This is a genomic window from Geothrix campi (genome assembly GCF_024609265.1).
Lineage (GTDB): Bacteria > Acidobacteriota > Holophagae > Holophagales > Holophagaceae > Geothrix > Geothrix campi.
Map to the genome: position 1 here is coordinate 239,041 of NZ_JANHMP010000003.1, position 15,569 is coordinate 254,609.

General features: G+C 68.8%; 15 protein-coding genes. 11 read left to right on the forward strand and 4 right to left on the reverse strand.

Translation table 11 applies throughout. The annotated features are described in order from the left end of the window. Positions 1-98 precede the first annotated feature (98 nt). The 10 genes from NOV65_RS12900 to NOV65_RS12945 all read left to right on the forward strand — a co-directional run bounded on the left by NOV65_RS12900 (position 99) and on the right by NOV65_RS12945 (position 7,972). Positions 99-1,172, forward strand: coding sequence for a hypothetical protein (locus NOV65_RS12900; protein WP_257306874.1), 1,074 nt, complete (start codon positions 99-101; stop codon positions 1,170-1,172). Between the two features lie 385 nt (positions 1,173-1,557). Next, positions 1,558-1,992, forward strand: a complete 435-nt coding sequence (gene rplM, locus NOV65_RS12905; protein WP_257306875.1) for a 50S ribosomal protein L13 — start codon at positions 1,558-1,560, stop codon at positions 1,990-1,992. A 13-nt stretch (positions 1,993-2,005) separates the two neighbouring features. Beyond that, entirely contained in the window at positions 2,006-2,398 is a 393-nt protein-coding gene (gene rpsI / locus NOV65_RS12910) for a 30S ribosomal protein S9 (protein ID WP_257306876.1), read from the forward strand. A 156-nt stretch (positions 2,399-2,554) separates the two neighbouring features. Next, entirely contained in the window at positions 2,555-3,307 is a 753-nt protein-coding gene (gene rpsB / locus NOV65_RS12915) for a 30S ribosomal protein S2 (RefSeq protein ID WP_257306877.1), read from the forward strand. Between the two features lie 88 nt (positions 3,308-3,395). Further along, positions 3,396-4,046 carry a translation elongation factor Ts gene (gene tsf, locus NOV65_RS12920; RefSeq protein ID WP_257306878.1) on the forward strand — a complete coding sequence of 217 codons (651 nt, stop codon included), beginning with the start codon at positions 3,396-3,398 and terminating at the stop codon, positions 4,044-4,046. A gap of 86 nt (positions 4,047-4,132) precedes the next feature. Further along, on the forward strand, positions 4,133-4,837 hold the full coding sequence (pyrH, locus tag NOV65_RS12925) for a UMP kinase (RefSeq protein WP_257306879.1): 705 nt from the start codon (positions 4,133-4,135) through the stop codon (positions 4,835-4,837). A gap of 33 nt (positions 4,838-4,870) precedes the next feature. Next, positions 4,871-6,205 (forward strand): FAD-binding oxidoreductase, encoded by a 1,335-nt coding sequence (locus NOV65_RS12930; protein WP_257306880.1) that lies wholly within the window; start codon positions 4,871-4,873, stop codon positions 6,203-6,205. An 11-nt stretch (positions 6,206-6,216) separates the two neighbouring features. Beyond that, positions 6,217-6,873, forward strand: a complete 657-nt coding sequence (locus NOV65_RS12935) for a glycerophosphodiester phosphodiesterase (RefSeq protein ID WP_257306881.1) — start codon at positions 6,217-6,219, stop codon at positions 6,871-6,873. Between the two features lie 193 nt (positions 6,874-7,066). Next, entirely contained in the window at positions 7,067-7,345 is a 279-nt protein-coding gene (locus NOV65_RS12940; protein WP_257306882.1) for a hypothetical protein, read from the forward strand. 204 nt (positions 7,346-7,549) lie between these two features. Further along, on the forward strand, positions 7,550-7,972 hold the full coding sequence (locus tag NOV65_RS12945; protein WP_257306883.1) for a c-type cytochrome: 423 nt from the start codon (positions 7,550-7,552) through the stop codon (positions 7,970-7,972). 18 nt (positions 7,973-7,990) lie between these two features. Here NOV65_RS12945 and thrC read toward each other — a convergent pair whose 3' ends face one another. From thrC to NOV65_RS12965, 4 genes are all read right to left on the reverse strand, one after another. Beyond that, positions 7,991-9,259 carry a threonine synthase gene (thrC, locus tag NOV65_RS12950; protein ID WP_257306884.1) on the reverse strand — a complete coding sequence of 423 codons (1,269 nt, stop codon included), beginning with the start codon at positions 9,257-9,259 and terminating at the stop codon, positions 7,991-7,993. Then, on the reverse strand, positions 9,256-10,269 hold the full coding sequence (locus NOV65_RS12955; protein WP_257306885.1) for a homoserine kinase: 1,014 nt from the start codon (positions 10,267-10,269) through the stop codon (positions 9,256-9,258). Before NOV65_RS12955 ends, thrC begins: the two co-directional genes overlap by 4 nt. Next, entirely contained in the window at positions 10,266-12,749 is a 2,484-nt protein-coding gene (gene thrA / locus NOV65_RS12960) for a bifunctional aspartate kinase/homoserine dehydrogenase I (RefSeq protein WP_257306886.1), read from the reverse strand. The genes NOV65_RS12955 and thrA overlap by 4 nt, the downstream gene beginning before the upstream one ends. Positions 12,750-12,973: 224 nt before the next feature. After that, positions 12,974-14,266 (reverse strand): NTP/NDP exchange transporter, encoded by a 1,293-nt coding sequence (locus tag NOV65_RS12965; RefSeq protein WP_257306887.1) that lies wholly within the window; start codon positions 14,264-14,266, stop codon positions 12,974-12,976. 91 nt (positions 14,267-14,357) lie between these two features. On the opposite strand from NOV65_RS12965, the gene NOV65_RS12970 reads away from it, so the two are divergent. After that, entirely contained in the window at positions 14,358-15,488 is a 1,131-nt protein-coding gene (locus tag NOV65_RS12970) for a twin-arginine translocation signal domain-containing protein (protein WP_257306888.1), read from the forward strand. Positions 15,489-15,569 lie beyond the last annotated feature (81 nt).

A 15,569-nucleotide genomic window follows, 5' to 3' on the forward strand; every position in this document is an offset into this window, starting at 1 on the left:
TGGGATCAGCCAAGCCTTTCACGACGGCTCGGGATATCTCAAGCCTTTTCGGCTTACCACTCCCCATTCCCGGGCCATACCGCTAGACTCTCCGGATCATGTCCCCCCTGCTGATCCTCCGCGTCCACGCCGATCTGCGCCTCGGGCTGGGGCACGTAGCCCGGGCGCTCGCCCTCCAGGAGGCCTGGCGCGCCCTGGGAGGACAGGCCTGCCTGGCCGCATCCGGGGATGACCGCGCACGACGGGTGGGCGGCGGCACCCATCCCTTCCTGGACCAGCCCCTCCCCTGCGAAGCCGTCTACCTGGGCGCAGCGATCCATGCGCCGCTGCCCGCTGATCTGCAGGCCCGTGCCGCCGTCGTGCTGGTGGACCAGTGGGACACCAGCACCACCTTCCTCCAGGCCCTGCGTCCCTTGAAGGTGGCGGTGATGGAGGACGACACGGACGCCCACGAAACGGCGGATCTGCTCTTCCAGCCCTTCCTGGAGGGCGTGCGCTGGCCGGACCATCCGGTGAAGGTGCTGGAGGGAAGGAAGGTGCGGCCCTACGAGACAAAGTCCGGTGCCTGCCGCGTGGTGCGCGGTTCCAACTTCATCGTGGTGGACAAGACGGCCCTGGAACTGCGCCCCAAGCGGGTGCCCCTGCAGCCCCTGGCCGTCCACAAGCTGTTGATCACTTTCGGCGGCAGCGACGGCCCGAATCTGGCTCAGAAGGCCTTCGACACCCTGGCCCGCCTCGCGGCGGAGGACCGCTGGCGGGGCGCCTGCACCCTGCTGGCCCCCAACGGCATCCAGGGGGCCGCCTTCCCGGGCTGCTCGGTCGTCAAGAGCATTCCCGGTCTCACCCGGCGCATTCCGGACTACGACGCCATCTGGTGCTCCGCCGGGGTGACCTTGGCGGAATCCCTCTGCATGGGCATCCCAGCGACAGTCTGGGGGCAGAACGAGCGGCAGCACGGCATTCTGGCGGATCTCGCCCTGGCCAACGGCTGCTTCGACCTGGGCGTGGGCCCCGAGGCCGACCTGGCCATCGTGCGGGAGGCCCTGGCCCAGTGGCTGGGGCCCGAGGGCCAGGACAACCGCCAGGAACAGGTCCGCGACGGCATGGCCCTCGTGGATGGCCTGGGCGCCTCGCGCATCGCCCAGGAGTTGTGGCGGTTGGCGGAGCGCTAGGGCCTGTCTTCAAAGTGGGGCGTGGCCGCGCAAGGGGCGCCGCCCAAGCGAGGCAAGGAAAGCGACGAGGGCGATGGTGGACCCCTCGTCGAGGAGCTTGACGCAGCATCGCGCCGGGCGCCGCCCCTTGCCCTCCGGGACGGTGACCAGCCGCACCCCTGGCTGCGTTGCCGGCCTCGAACGATGTCCCGCATCGCCCTTCGGCCGCCGCCTTGCCATGAGCGCGGCTGGGCACCGTCGCGGCGGCGTCCCACTTTGAAAACAGGCCCTAGGGCTGAAATCCCGGCTTGACCCCCCGGCCCCTCAACGATAAGCTTTCCCTTCTGTGGACTCGCCGCCCGTAGGGTGGTGTCCCCGCAGCCCGATCCCGATTCCGGAGCAGGCCATGAGCACGTACTTCCCGAAAGCCAACGACCTGAAGCGCCAGTGGTTCCTGGTCGATGCCACCGGCATCCCCGTGGGCCGCCTGAGCACCGCCGTGGCGGATGTCCTCTCCGGCAAGAACAAGCCGACCTGGACCCCCTTCCTCGACACCGGCGACCACGTCATCGTCATCAACGCCGAGAAGGCGGTGCTGACCGGCAAGAAGGGCGTGCAGAAGTTCTACCGCCGCACCACCACCCAGCCCGGCTCCATGAAGGAAGTCCGCGCCGAGGTGATGAAGGCCACCTTCCCCGAGCGCATCATCGAGAGCGCGGTCAAGGGCATGCTGCCCAAGGGCCCCCTCGGCCGGGCGATGTACCGCAAGCTCAAGGTCTATGCCGGTCCCGACCACGAGCAGGCCGCCCAGCAGCCCCAGATCCTGACCATCCAGAAGTAGAGGCGAGGAACCCATGGCCATTTCCCAGAACTACGGAACCGGTCGCCGCAAGAGTGCGGCCGCCCGCGCCTTCCTTCGTCCCGGCACCGGCAAGATCACCGTCAACGGCCGCAGCCTCGAGAGCTACTTCCCGAACGCCGTGCTCCGCATGATGGTTCACCAGCCCCTGGTGCTGGCCGACCTCGACGGCAAGTTCGACATGATCATCAGCGTGTGTGGCGGCGGCCCTGCCGGACAGGCTTCGGCCATCCGCATGGGCATCTCCCGCGCCCTGTTGGGCTACAACGAGCAGCTGAAGTCCCTCCTGCGTGGCGCCGGCCTTCTGACCCGCGACCCCCGCATGAAGGAGCGCAAGAAGCCCGGTCGCAGGGCCGCTCGTCGTCGCTTCCAGTTCAGCAAGCGCTAGTCGTTCTCTGGAAGGGGGATCTTCGGATCCCCCTTCCCGTTTCTCCGGTCCACGGGATTCCGTGGACGATTCGGGCGAAGGGGACCAACCCCAAGCCTTTCATCCCACCCGCGGCGCTCCTTCACTCGCATGCGCCGCTTGACCAGGGAGGCCAGCATGGCTGCCATCCAGATGAAGGAACTCCTCGAGGCCGGTGCCCATTTCGGACACCAGACCAAGCGTTGGAATCCCAAGATGAAGAAGTACATCTTCGGGGCCCGCAACAGCATCTACATCATCGACCTCCAGAAGACCCTGCGCCTCTGGAACACCGCCGCGAACTTCCTGACCAAGGCCGCCGGCGAGGGGAAGAACTTCCTCTTCGTGGCCACCAAGCCCCAGGCCCAGGAGCTCATCGCCGAGCAGGCCGCCCGCTGCGGCGCCTTCTACGTCAACAACCGCTGGCTGGGCGGCATGCTGACCAACTTCGCGACCATCAAGAAGAGCCTTGAGAAGTTCCGCGAGATCGAGGCCACCCTGGCGGATCCCGCCCGCACGGCCCTGCTTTCCAAGAAGGAACTGCTGACCCTGAACCGCACCCGCCTGAAGCTGGAGGCCTCCTTCCACGGCATCCGCGACATGCGTTCGCTGCCCGACATCATCTTCGTCATCGATCCCCATCGCGAAGACATCGCCGTGACCGAAGCGAAGAAGATCGGCATCAAGGTGGTGGGCATTGTGGACACCAACTGCGATCCCGACATGGTGGACTACGTGATCCCCGCCAATGACGACGCCATCCGCTCCATCCTGCTCTTCTCCGAGCGCGTGGCCGACTCCATCCTCGAGGGCCGCCAGTCCTTCCGCGACAAGGGCGACAGCGAGGACATGAAGAAGATGATGGCCGAAAAGATGGAAGTCGAGGGCTAGACCCTCCCCCACTACCTTCGTCAGCCATCAGAGGGTCCGCCCGCTGATGGCTGATGGTCTGAAGCCCCCACGATCCAGGAGATGACCCATGGCATTCACCGCCAATGACGTGAAGACGCTGCGCGAGAAGACCGGCCTCGGCATGATGGACTGCAAGAAGGCTCTGGAAGAGAACAACGGCGACATGGAGCAGTCCATCGAATGGCTCCGCAAGAAGGGGATGGCCGCCTCTGCGAAGAAGGCCGACCGCATCGCCGCCGAAGGCATCGTGGAGGCCTACATCCACCCCGGCGGCCGCGTGGGCGTGCTGGTCGAAGTGAACTCCGAGACCGATTTCGTGGCCCGCAACGAGGCCTTCCAGCGTCTGGTGAAGGAGATCGCGATGCACATCGCGGCCGCCGATCCCGCGCCCCGCTTCGTCACCAAGGAAGAGGTCACCCAGGACTTCCTGGAAACCGAGAAGCGGATCGCCATGGAGCAGGCCCTGGCCACCGGCAAGCCCCAGAACATCGTCGAGCGCATCGTCGAAGGCAAGATGAACAGCATCTTCAAGGAGGTCTGCCTCCTCGAACAGCCCTTCATCATGAACCCCGACCTCACCATCCAGCAGTACCTGTCCCAGAAGACCGCCGAGATCGGCGAGAAGCTCAGCATCCGCCGGTTCACCAAATACGTCATGGGCGAGGGCCTCGAGAAGCGCAGCGAGAACTTCGCCGCGGAAGTCGCCGCCGCCAAGTAGGTTTTAACCTGCTACAAAAAGGGCGGCCGTTCCGGCCGCCCTTTTTGTAGGTAGGATCAGCCCATCGTCCTCCGCACGGAGAATCCATGAAATTCAAGCGCATCCTTCTCAAGCTCTCCGGCGAAGCCCTCATGGGCGAACAGAAGTACGGCATCGATCCCTCGGTGGTGAACATGATCGCCGACCAGGTGAAGGCCATCCGGGAACTGGGCGTGGAAGTGGGGCTGGTCATCGGCGGCGGGAACATCTTCCGCGGCGTGGCGGGCGCCACCAAGGGCATGGACCGCACCACCGCCGATCACATGGGCATGCTGGCCACCATGATCAACGCCCTGGCCCTCCAGGACGCCCTGGAGCACAAGGGCGTGAACACCCGCACCCTGTCGGGCCTGGAGATGCCCAAGGTGGCCGAGAGCTACATCCGCCGCCGCGCCACCCGCCACCTGGAGAAGGGTCGCGTGGTGATCTTCGGTGCGGGCACGGGGAATCCCTACTTCAGCACCGACACCGCCGCCGCCCTGCGCGGCAATGAGATCTGCGCCGAGGTGGTGATGAAGGCCACCAACGTGGACGGCATCTACACCGCCGACCCGAAGACGGACCCCACCGCCACCCGCTTCGACCGCATCTGCTTCCAGGACGTGCTGGAGAAGGGCCTGCGGGTCATGGACGCCTCCGCCATCGCCCTGTGCATGGAAAACAGGCTGCCCATCCTCGTCTTCGACATGAACAAGCCCGGCAATCTGGTGGCCGCCGTGCAGGGCGAGCCCGTGGGCACGCTGGTTTCCTAACCGGACAGCCATCCGTCACACTGGGGCATGGCCTTGTTCCCGAACCTTCCCGATGCTACGGTCCTCACGGATCCGGAGGCGCTGGAACCGTACCGCCGGGACGAATCCCACGTGCAGGGGAGCCTGCCCCTGGCCGTGGTGCTGCCCAAGGGTCCCGCGGCCCTGAAGGAGCTGGTGCGCCTGGCCAAGGCCGAGGGCTTCGGTCTGGTGCCCCGGGGCGCCGGCACGGGCAAGGCCGGCGGCTGTGTGCCCACGGGCGGGCGCGCCGTCGTGGTGGACTTCTCGGCCTGGCGCGGTGAGCTTCGCCTGTCGCCCCAGGACCTCAGCCTCAGCGCTCCCGTCAGTGCGCCGCTGCGCGAAGTCAAGGCCACGGCCGCCGTCGCGGGCCTCTTCTACCCACCCGATCCCAACTCCTGGGAGAGCTGCGCCCTGGGCGGCACCCTCGCCACCAATGCGGGCGGGCCCAACGCATGCAAATACGGCATGACCCGTCATTGGGTGCTGTCCGTGGATGCCCTGCTGGAGGATGGCGAGGTCCACACCTTCGGCATCCACAGCGTGAAGGCCAATGCGGGCCCAGCCCTGGGGCAGCTGCTCATCGGCAGCGAAGGCATCTTCGGTTTCATCGTGGGCGCCACGCTGCGGCTGACGCCCCTGCCCCGGGAACACGCCACGCTGCTGCTGCCCACAAAGCGCTGGGAGGACCTGCTGGACCTGCCCGGGCGCCTCTGCGGCGCCGGCTACCTGCCCAGCGCCTTCGAGTTCTTCGACCCTGCCGTGCTGGCGGAGCTGCGAGCCTACGGCTCCGAAGAGGCCCGGCGCCTGCCCGGCGAGGCCCTGGCCATCCTCGAATTCGACGACCGTGGCAGCACCGCCGAGCCCTTCCTCGAAGGCCTGATGGACCTGCTGGGACCCATGGCCGAGGGCCTGGAGATCGCCTCGGACGAGCGCCAGCGGGCGGGCATCTGGGCCGTGCGCCGCATGACCAGCGCCTTCCTCAAGGAGCGCCACCCGAAGAAGGTCAGCGAAGACATCGTGGTCCCCCGCAGCCGCCTGCGGGAGTTCTTCACAGGGCTGGAGCGGTTGGATATCCCCAGCGTGACCTACGGCCACCTGGGCGATGGCAACCTCCATGTGAACCTGCTGGGCGCTGGCGAGGCCGATCCCGCCGCGCTCGAACAGCAGCTCATGGAGCTCTTCCGCCTGGCGCTATCCCTCGGCGGCACCCTCAGCGGGGAACACGGCATCGGCCTCACCAAGCGCGAGGCCTTTCTCACCCTGTCCGATCCCGGCCAGATCCAGATCCTGCGGACCCTCAAGCAGGCCCTGGATCCCCAGGGCATCTTCAATCCAGGCAAAGTGATCTGAAGGGGGTTCCCATGTCCAAGCAGTCCCTGGTCCTCGGCCATCGCGGCCTGTCCGCGAAGCATCTGGAAAACAGCATGGAGGCCTTCCGCGCCGCCCTGGCGGCGGGCATGGCCGGTTTCGAATTGGACGTCCAACCCACCCGCGATGGCGTCTGCGTCGTGCTGCACGATGAGGATCTGGCCCGCACCGCGAATGGATCGGGCATCCTCCGGAAGATGAAGACCGCCGAACTGCCTCCCCTGAAGAACGGCGAACCCCTGCCCCGCCTGGCCGATGCGCTGGAGCTGCCGGCGAAACTCATCAACGTCGAGCTGAAGGGTGAACCCGGCTGGCAGCAGGCCCTGGCCACCGTGGAGGCCGCCGAGGCCCTGGACCGCGTGCTGTTCAGCAGCTTCGAGCACAGCGAGGTCCTCCAGCTCTGGGCCGCCTGCGAGACCGCCCGCTGCGGCTTCCTGTGGGAGGTGGACGAGGCCCTGGATCTCAGCCCGGAGGAACTGGCCGACCTGCCCGAAGCCCTCTGGTTCCACCCGCCCCTCAAGGCCGTGAAGGCCATGCCCCGCCTCTGGCTGCCCTACGCGGACCGGCTGGCCCTCTGGGGCATGCAGACCCCTGCCGAAGCGAAGGACCTGCCCTTCGTGCCCGCGGTGCTCATCGCCGATGGCCTCTGAGACCAGCTTCAGCGTGGTGGACTTGGGCGGCAGCCTGGGCTCGTTCTGGCGCAGCCTGGGTGATCTCTGATTCTTCGGCTGGCTTGGCAACCTCTGGTTCTCCACCCTGGCCGACACCGAGGTCGGTCGCAGCCAGGTCAAGCAGGCCCTCGAGGACCACGAGGCCCTGAAGGGCACCCGTCCCTACACGCAGGTGCTTCAGGCCATCCTCGATGACCCCCAGTACCAGCTGGTGGATCAGGATCCAGCCCTGGGGGAGCAGACCCTGATCCACGCAGCCTGCTTCGACGAAACCTGGATCCAGATGCGTGGTGCGGCGCTGGGTCGGGCCCGGTACCTGCGCCTCTACTGTGTCAGCCGCTTCAAGCCCTTCCGACAGGCCTACACGTTCGATTTGGCCTCCAACGAGATCACGCGCCACGGTCTCCCGGGCGGGCAGTGGCACCGCGAAGTCCCCTACGCCCTCTGGTGAGGTCCCACCCATCTTGACGCTTTGTGAGCCTGACCCTGGGTACGGCTGCCCTATTCATGAAACACGATCTAAAGATCTTGTTTGATCTACCCCCGGATCTATCTTCATTCCTGATCTGAGCCGCGAGGTGGCCGCCGCTGAGCCTTTCACGGCCCTGAAGGGCGGGAGCGTGTTTCCGTTCCACCCATTCCCCAGGAGAAGCCCATGTCCTCTCGCGCCACCTCGCTGCTCTTCGCCACCGCCATCGCCTGCCCCATCCTGGCCCGGGACCCGGCGATCAAGATGGTCCCCGCACGTTACACATCGCCGGCCTCAGGGCCCGAGATGTACCTGGCCTACTGCGCCAGCTGCCATGGTTCCAACGGCCTGGGCGACGGGCCGGTGGCGGCCCACTTGAAGAACGCAGTCCCGGATCTGACCACCCTGGCCCAACGGAACAAGGGGACCTTCCCCAAAAATCGTGTGGCCCAGGTCATCCGTGGCGAGGTGGGCACTGGGACTCACGGCCTCCCGGACATGCCCGTGTGGGGGCCCGTCTTCCGCAGCCTGGACAACAGTCAGGAACCTGTCGTCCGCATCCGTGTGGGGAACCTGATTAAGCACCTCGAGAGCCTGCAGACCAAGTGACTTGGCCCGGAGCAGGCGTCAAGTCAGCCTTCGCTTCAGCACGGCCTGGTCCGCCGCCAGAGGCTCGCTAAGCAGCGGCTTCTCCAACAGGTCGCTGAGGACCTTGGGCAAGGGGATCTCCCGGCCCAGGGTGGGCTCCAGGGACTCGCGGAACTTGGCGGGGTGCGCGGTGGCCAGGAAGATGCCCTGCTCGCCCGCGCGCAGCCGCGCCTGGAGCACGCCGCAGGCGACGGCCCCATGGGGATCCGCCAGGTAGCCTTCGCGGTCGAGGTCGAGGACGGTCTGCCGGGTCTCCGCGTCGCTGCGGACACCCCAGCGCAGGGCCGCGGCCATGGCGTCGTGGTCGCCGCGGAACAGCGCGTGGATGCGCTCCCAGTTGCTGGGCGCGCCCACATCCATGGCATTGGAGAGCGTGGCCACAGAGGGCCGGGGGCGGTACACCCCGGTATCGAGGTAGTCGGGCACCACGCGGTTGGCGTTGGTGGCCACCACGAAGCGGTCGATGGGGGCGCCCGTGGCCTGGGCCAGCAGGCCCGCGTAGAGGTTGCCGAAGTTGCCGCTGGGCACCGCCACCGCCAGTGGAGCGCCCGACTCGACTTGGGCCGCGGCCTCGTAGTAGTACAGCAGCTGGGCCAGAAGCCGCGCGATGTTGATGCTGTTGGCGGAGGTGAGGCCCAGACTTCCGACGAGCTCGGGATCCTCGAAGGCCCCCTTCACCAGACGCTGGCAGTCGTCGAAGACGCCGTCCACCGCCAGGGCCAGCACATTGCCGCCGCAGGTGGCGAACTGGCGCTCCTGCAGTGGCGACACGCGACCCGCGGGGTAGAGCACCACCACGCGCACGCCCTGCAGGCCCAGGAACGCGCTAGCCACGGCCGCGCCGGTGTCGCCGGAGGTGGCCGTCAAGACTGTGCGCGGCTGCTCCCCGGCGTCCAGGGCCAGCACCCGGGCCAGGAAGCGGGCGCCGAAATCCTTGAAGGCCAGGGTGGGCCCATGGAAGAGCTCCAGGGCGGAGAGCCCCGGCCGGACCGGCACCAGGGGCGCGGGGAAGGTGAAGGCGGCACGGGCCAGTTCCTCGACCGCCGCCCTGGGCAACTCGTCCCCGAGGAGACGATGCAGGATCTCTGAGGACCGGGACAGGAAGTCGAGCTTCAGCAGATCTCCGGCATCGGCGAAGCGCGGGATCTCCACGGGGGCGAAGAGGCCGCCGTCCGGCGCGAGACCCATCCGGGCGGCCTCCAGGAAGGTGGCCCGGATGGCGGGATTCCGGGTGCTGGCGAGCTTCATGGGTGGGCCTCGAGAAGAAGATGGCGGGGCACGGGCGACAGGATGCGGGCGCCTTCCAGGTCCAAGGTGCAGATCCAGGCTCGGCTGGGCAGATCCGCCTGGGCGAAGCCCTCCTGGAGGGCCGCGGCCACAGTGCCGGCGTCCGCCTCGTCCCCGGTTACGGCGAAAATCGAAGGCCCGGAGCCCGACAGGGTGCAGCCCAGGGCTCCGGCGGCCAGGGCTCCGGCCTGGGCGGCCCGGAAGCCCGGCACCAGGGGGGCGCGATGGGCCTCCACCAGGGGATCGCGCAGGCAGCGCGCCAGCAGGGCCCGGTCCCCGGTGTGGAGGGCATGGACGAAGCCCGCGAGGTTGCCCGCGAACTCCACCGTGTCCCCCCAGGCCGGGCGCTCCGGCAGGGCGGCGCGGCTTCGCACCGTGGGCAGCTGGTACTCGGGGTGCGCCACCACGAGGAGCAGCTCCGCGGGCCAGGGCAGCCGCCGGGACGCAGGCTTCCCGTCCCGGCCTGGCACCGTCAGCTGCAGGCCGCCCAGCAGGGAGGGCGCCACGTTGTCCAGGTGGATGCCGCCGCTGGTGCTGCCTTCGGCACGCCCCGCCAGCTCCAGCAGCTCGGGCACGCCGAGGGGATCGCCGCAGAGGGCCTGGAGGGCCGCCAGGGTGGCCACGATGGAGCTGGCGCTGGAACCGAGGCCACTGGCCACAGGCAGCTGCTTCTCCAGCCGGAGGGCGAAGGGACCCGACGGGCGGCCCAGGGCCTTGAGCGCGTCCTGGTAGAGGCCCGTGGCTCGCAGGACGAGGTTGGGGCGGGCATCGCCGGCCAGGGCCGCCGCGAAGGGCCCCTCCAGCTGGAAGGAGGCCTCGGCGGCGGGTGCCGCGTGCACGAGATCACCCAGGAGGCTGCCGTCCAGGGGCGCGAGGGCCGCGCCCAGCAGGTCGAAGCCCGCGGCGAAGTTGCCGATGCTGGCGGGGGCGTAGGCCGTCACGCCGCTCACGGGGGACGCGGAATCCATCATGAGGGCCTCCGCCGCGACGGCCGGGCGCCGCCGGGCACCAGACGCAGCACGTCCGCCAGCACACCGGCGGCGGTCACCTCCGCGCCCGCGCCGTAGCCCCGGATGACCATGGGGTGCGGCTGGTAGCGCTCAGTGAGCAGGGCCAGGGCGTTCTCGCCGCCCTTGATGGCCATGAAGGGATGCTCCCCATCCACCGGCAGCAGCCCGACGCGACAGCCAGTGTCCGAAAGGCTGCCCACGTAGCGCAGGGTCTTCCCCTCGGCCTTCAGGGCCGCCAGCCGCTCGCGGAAGGGCGCGTCCAGCTCCGGCAACCGCGCCATGAAGGCGGGGATGTCGCCGGTGGCGTCGAAGGTCGCAGGCAGCAGGCCCTCCACCACCACGTCCGACAACTCCAGCTCCATGCCCAGCTCCCGGGCCAGGATGAGGAGCTTGCGGGCCACGTCCATGCCGCTGAGGTCGTCGCGGGGATCGGGCTCGGTGAAGCCGCTCTCTTTGGCGGCGCGCACGGCCTCGGACAGCGGCACGCCGTCCCCCAGGAGGCCCAGGATGTAGGACATGGAGCCCGAGAGGATGCCCTCGGCGCGGAGCACGCGGTCGCCCGTGAGCACCAGGTTCTTCACGGTATCGATGATGGGCAGACCCGCACCCACGTTGGCCTCGTAGAGGAAGCGCAGACCGCGGCGGGAGGAGCGCTCCCGCAGCTCGCGGTAGAAGGCCTGGGAGGCGCTGTTGGCCTTCTTGTTGGCGGTGACCACGTGGAAACCCGCGTCGAAGATCTCGGGATACCGCGCCGCCAGTTCACCGCTGGTGCTGCAGTCCACCAGCACGGAGAGGGCCGGCGGGCCGTTGCGGACCACCGCCAGGAGGCGGTCCAGGTCCATGGGCTCGCCCTGGGCCAGGTCCTCGCGCCAGTGGTCCAGGTCCAGGCCCTTGGCGTCCAGGCGCATGCGGCGGCTGGTGGCGACGGTGGTCACCCGCAGGTCGAGCCCTTGCGCCGCCAGCTTGCTCTGCTGCCGCTGGATCTGGCCCAGGAGGCTGCCGCCCACATTGCCGGCCCCCAGCAGGTGCACATCCACCACCACCTGGGTCTGGAAGAAGCGGCGGTGGATGTGCGGCAGGGCGCGGGCGCCCTCGGCCTCCTCCACCACGGCGGAGATGATGCGCTCGCTGGCCCCCTGGGCGATGGCCACCACGTTGCAGCCCACCTCGGCCAGCGCGTCGAAGAAGGTGCCCGCCACACCGGGTCGGGTGCGCATGCCATCGCCCACGATGCTGAGCACGGAGAGGCCGTCGCGCAGGTCCAGAGGATCCAGGAAGCCCGCCGCCAGCTCCGCGGGGAAGGCCTCCTGGATGGCCGCCACGGCGCCGGGGCCATCCGCCTGGCGCACGGCGAAGCAGATGGACAGCTCCGACGAGCTCTGGGTGATGAGCACCACAGAGATGCCCTTGCGCGCCAGGGCGCCGAACACGCGGCCCGCGATGCCGGGCACGCCCAACATGCCCGGCCCCGTGAGGTTCACCACAGAGAGACCCCGGAGGAAGGAGATGCCCCGCACGCCGCTGGGGGGCGGCGGCACCGACTCGCGGATCACCGTGCCGGGGTGGGCGGGATCGAAGCTGCTGCACACCCGCACGGGGATGCCGCGCTCTCGTACGGGGGGGATGGTCTTCGGATGGAGGACCTTGGCGCCGAAGAAGGACAGCTCCATGGCCTCCTCGAAGCTGGCCTCCGGCAGGGGGAAGGCCTCGGGCACCAGGCGGGGATCGGCGCTGTAGAGGCCGACCACGTCGGTCCAGATCTCCAGCAGGTCCGCGCCCAGGGCCGCGGCGGCCAGCGCCGCACTGTGGTCGGACCCGCCTCGCCCCAGCGACAGGATGCGGCCTTGCGCATCGCCGCCGAAAAACCCCGGCAGCACCCAGAGGCCGCCCTCGCCCGCCTTCACGGCGGCAAAGCGGGCTTCCGTTTCCGCCAGGCAGGGGCGGGCCTGGAGCGGATCGCCCTCCACGCGGACATGCGCGACCGGATCCAGATAACGCGGTTCCAGGCCCCGCGCCGCCAGCAAGGCCACCAGGATGGCGCAGGAGGCGCGCTCGCCCAGGCTCGCCACCTGGGCCAGCACGGAGGGTGGTCCCTCCTCCAGCAGGGCCATGCCATGGAGCAGCCGGCGACCCAGGGCTTCCAGTTCGCCCAGCTCCGCCCGGAGGTTCGCCGCGCCAGCACCCAGCTCGTCGGCCAGCGCCTCCACCACCTCGGCGTGGAGGGCCCGGAAGGTGTCCAGGAGGCGGTCCGCGGCGGCGGGATCCGGCACGCGGCCCTCGTTCACCAGCAGGTTGGTCACCCCGGCCATGGCCGAAGCCACGACGCAGACGCGGTGGGTGGCCCGGGCGGCGGCCACCAGATCCGCCACGACGCGGAGGCGCGCGGCACCGGCGACGCTGGTGCCACCGAATTTCATGACGCGGATGAGGGCGGGCTGCATGGGGGCTCCGGTGGCTCAATACAGAAAGCCCCGCGGGGTGCGCGGGGCCGAATCTGAAGGAAAGGTCAGGTCAGGCGCCGCGGGGGTCCGGGTGCGTAATGGTACCGTTGGTGGTGGTCATAAAGCTGGACATGCTCGCGCCCATCGCGGAGATCCGCGAGGCACTCAGGAGCTGTTCAGACACTCGAACCATGTCCGACATCATCCGGGAAGACGGCCAAAAGTCAACGGGGATCCTCGGTCTGCCTGTTTAATGCCACTCGGCGCCCCAGGGCCACGCTGCTGCCCAGCCAGAGGCCGGAGCAACCCACGGCCGCCAGCCCCACGGGAATGGCCAGGGCTGCGAGGGCTGTGGGGGCCCACACGCCCAGCAGGTCGCCGCCGCGGTAGATGAAGGTGTCGATGAAGGGTTTCGACTTGTAGCGCTCCTCGGGGCCCAGCGGGATGTAGAGGATCTCGCGGGCCGGGCGGTCCACGGCGTAGTGCAGGCCCCGGCGCAGCACCTGGAACAGGGCCATGACGCCGAAGGTGGGCCAGGCCCACAGGGCGCCGAAGCCCGCCAGGCTCAGCACCGGGAGGATGGACAGCACCACCGGGACGCCCAGGGCCGTAATGAGGCGGCCCGTGAAGAACACCTGGGTGACCAGGGTCAGCACGTTCACCCAGAGGTCGATGCGGGCGAAGGCCGCTGTGCGCGCCGCCGTGCCGTGGAAGGCGCGCTCGACGATGGCGCCCTGCTGGAGGTAAAGGAAGGTGCTGGTGATGGTGAAGAGCAGGATGTAGGCGCAGATGAGCTGGAGGTAGCGGGAGGTGGCGATGAGGCGCAAGCCCGCCAGCAGGCCCGGCCCCGGCTCCCGCGTCCCGTGGGCCACGTTGCCCAGGGCGAAGATCGCCGCCAGCCGCTTCACGCACTGCACGGCCAGTTCCAGCGTCAGCGCGGAGAGCAGCAGCAGGGAGAGGGGATCCATCTTCACCTGGAGGCCGCCCAGGGCGGCCCCCTTCGTGAGGGCCCCCGTCACCGCGGCGCCGGCGATGGCCCCCAGGCTCCCGCCCATGGCGATGACGCCGAAGAGCCGCTTGCCCTGAGGCTCGGACCACACATCGGACATGAGGCCCCAGAACACGGACACCACGAAGAGGTTGAAGACGCTGAGCCAGATGTAGAAGGCGTAGCCCAGCGCCGCGCCCCCATGGCCCGGCAGCAGGCGGAAGGCCAGGAAGAAGGCCACCATGTTCAAAGCGAAGAAGCGGTAGGCCCAGGGAATGAAGCGCCGCCGCGGCAGCTTCGACACCAGGGCGGCGAAGGCCGGGTTCGCCAGGGCCATGGCCAGCAGGGTGCCCGTCATGAGCCAGGGCAGCTTGTCCGCGCCCCGGGCGATGCCCATGGCCTCGCGCACGGGCCGCAGCAGGTAGTAGCCGAAGAGCAGCAGGAAGAAGTACAAGGCGGACCAGGCCAGGGCCGGGGCCTCGCCCTCCTCCAGCATCACGAGGCGACGGAGCAGGCGGGTGGGCGTCATGGGACTCCGGAAAAGATGTTGCGGATGCGAATGGGAGGAGTATATATCGATTCACGATGCATCAACCCCAGTCCCATCGCCGGAGGTTCCCATGACAGTCTCCCGCCGCGAGTTCCTCCAGTGGTCCGCCGCCGCCTCGGCCCTGGCGGCCACTGGACTCGACCTGTCCGCAAAACCAGCGGTGAAGACCGCTCCCAAGAAGATCCTCATTCTGGGCGGCACGGGCTTCCTGGGCCCCGCCACCATCGAGATCGCTCAGAGCCGCGGCCACCACGTGACCATGTTCAATCGCGGCAAGACGCGCCCCGACCTCTTCCCCGGCGTGGAGAAGCTGCACGGCGACCGCGACCCCAAGAAAGGCGAGGGCCTGAAGGCCCTGGAGACGGGCACCTGGGACGCCGTCATCGACAACAGCGCCTATTACCCGCGCATGGTGGCAGCCTCCGCGGGCCTGCTGGCCCCGCGGGTGAAGCAGTACCTGATCATCTCCAGCATCAGCGCCTACAAGGAGCCCAACCCCGAGAACGGCACCGAGGACGCGCCCCTGGCCACCCTCGCCGATCCTGCGGTCGAGGAGATGGGGAAGGAATACCAGAACTACGGCGGCCTCAAGGCCCTCTGCGAGCAGGCGGCCCAGAAGGCCCTGCCCGGCCGCACGGCCCTGATCCGCCCCGGCTACATCGTGGGCCCCGACGATCCCTCGGGCCGCTTTACCTACTGGCCCGTGCGCTTCGACAAGGGCAGCGAGGTGGCCGTGCCCGGCGGCCCCTCGGATCCCGTGCAGATCATCGATGTCCGCGACCTGGCGGCCTGGCTGGTGCATCTAGTCGAGCAGGGCACCGTGGGCACCTTCAACGCCTGCGGCCCGGACAAGCGCCTGGCCTGGGGCAGTCTGGTGGAGGCCTTCCAGAAGGCCGGGAACGCGAATGCCAAGCCCGTCTGGATCCCCACGGACTTCCTGGCCAAGCAGAAGGACATCGAGTTCCCCATCTGGGCCCCCTACGCGGGCGAGACCAAGGGCTTCCACACCTGGCGCAACGACCGCGCCGTGAAGGCCGGCCTGCGTTTCCGCCCCGCCCTCGAGACCGTGAAGGACACGCTCACCTGGTACAAGACCCAGGAGAAAGTCGAGAAGGGCCGCACCAAGCTCGCGGGTCCCACCGCTGAGCAGGAGAACAAGCTCATCACCGCGTGGCGCGAGGCCGCCAAAACCAAGGGCTGACCTGGTTCGCCAGTCATTCCGGAGGCAGCGCGACCGCCGCTAGGCGGGGCTCTATGCGACAATGCATCCAACCGCGATGAT

Coding starts and splice junctions, on each gene's coding strand:
- NOV65_RS12945 (WP_257306883.1), top strand. CDS start 7,550: ATGTCCTCTCGCGCCACCTCGCTGCTCTTCGCCACCGCCATCGCCTGC.
- rpsB (WP_257306877.1), top strand. CDS start 2,555: ATGGCTGCCATCCAGATGAAGGAACTCCTCGAGGCCGGTGCCCATTTC.
- tsf (WP_257306878.1), top strand. CDS start 3,396: ATGGCATTCACCGCCAATGACGTGAAGACGCTGCGCGAGAAGACCGGC.
- NOV65_RS12970 (WP_257306888.1), top strand. CDS start 14,358: ATGACAGTCTCCCGCCGCGAGTTCCTCCAGTGGTCCGCCGCCGCCTCG.
- rpsI (WP_257306876.1), top strand. CDS start 2,006: ATGGCCATTTCCCAGAACTACGGAACCGGTCGCCGCAAGAGTGCGGCC.
- thrC (WP_257306884.1), bottom strand. CDS start 9,259: ATGAAGCTCGCCAGCACCCGGAATCCCGCCATCCGGGCCACCTTCCTG.
- pyrH (WP_257306879.1), top strand. CDS start 4,133: ATGAAATTCAAGCGCATCCTTCTCAAGCTCTCCGGCGAAGCCCTCATG.
- thrA (WP_257306886.1), bottom strand. CDS start 12,749: ATGCAGCCCGCCCTCATCCGCGTCATGAAATTCGGTGGCACCAGCGTC.
- NOV65_RS12955 (WP_257306885.1), bottom strand. CDS start 10,269: ATGATGGATTCCGCGTCCCCCGTGAGCGGCGTGACGGCCTACGCCCCC.
- NOV65_RS12900 (WP_257306874.1), top strand. CDS start 99: ATGTCCCCCCTGCTGATCCTCCGCGTCCACGCCGATCTGCGCCTCGGG.
- rplM (WP_257306875.1), top strand. CDS start 1,558: ATGAGCACGTACTTCCCGAAAGCCAACGACCTGAAGCGCCAGTGGTTC.
- NOV65_RS12965 (WP_257306887.1), bottom strand. CDS start 14,266: ATGACGCCCACCCGCCTGCTCCGTCGCCTCGTGATGCTGGAGGAGGGC.
- NOV65_RS12935 (WP_257306881.1), top strand. CDS start 6,217: ATGTCCAAGCAGTCCCTGGTCCTCGGCCATCGCGGCCTGTCCGCGAAG.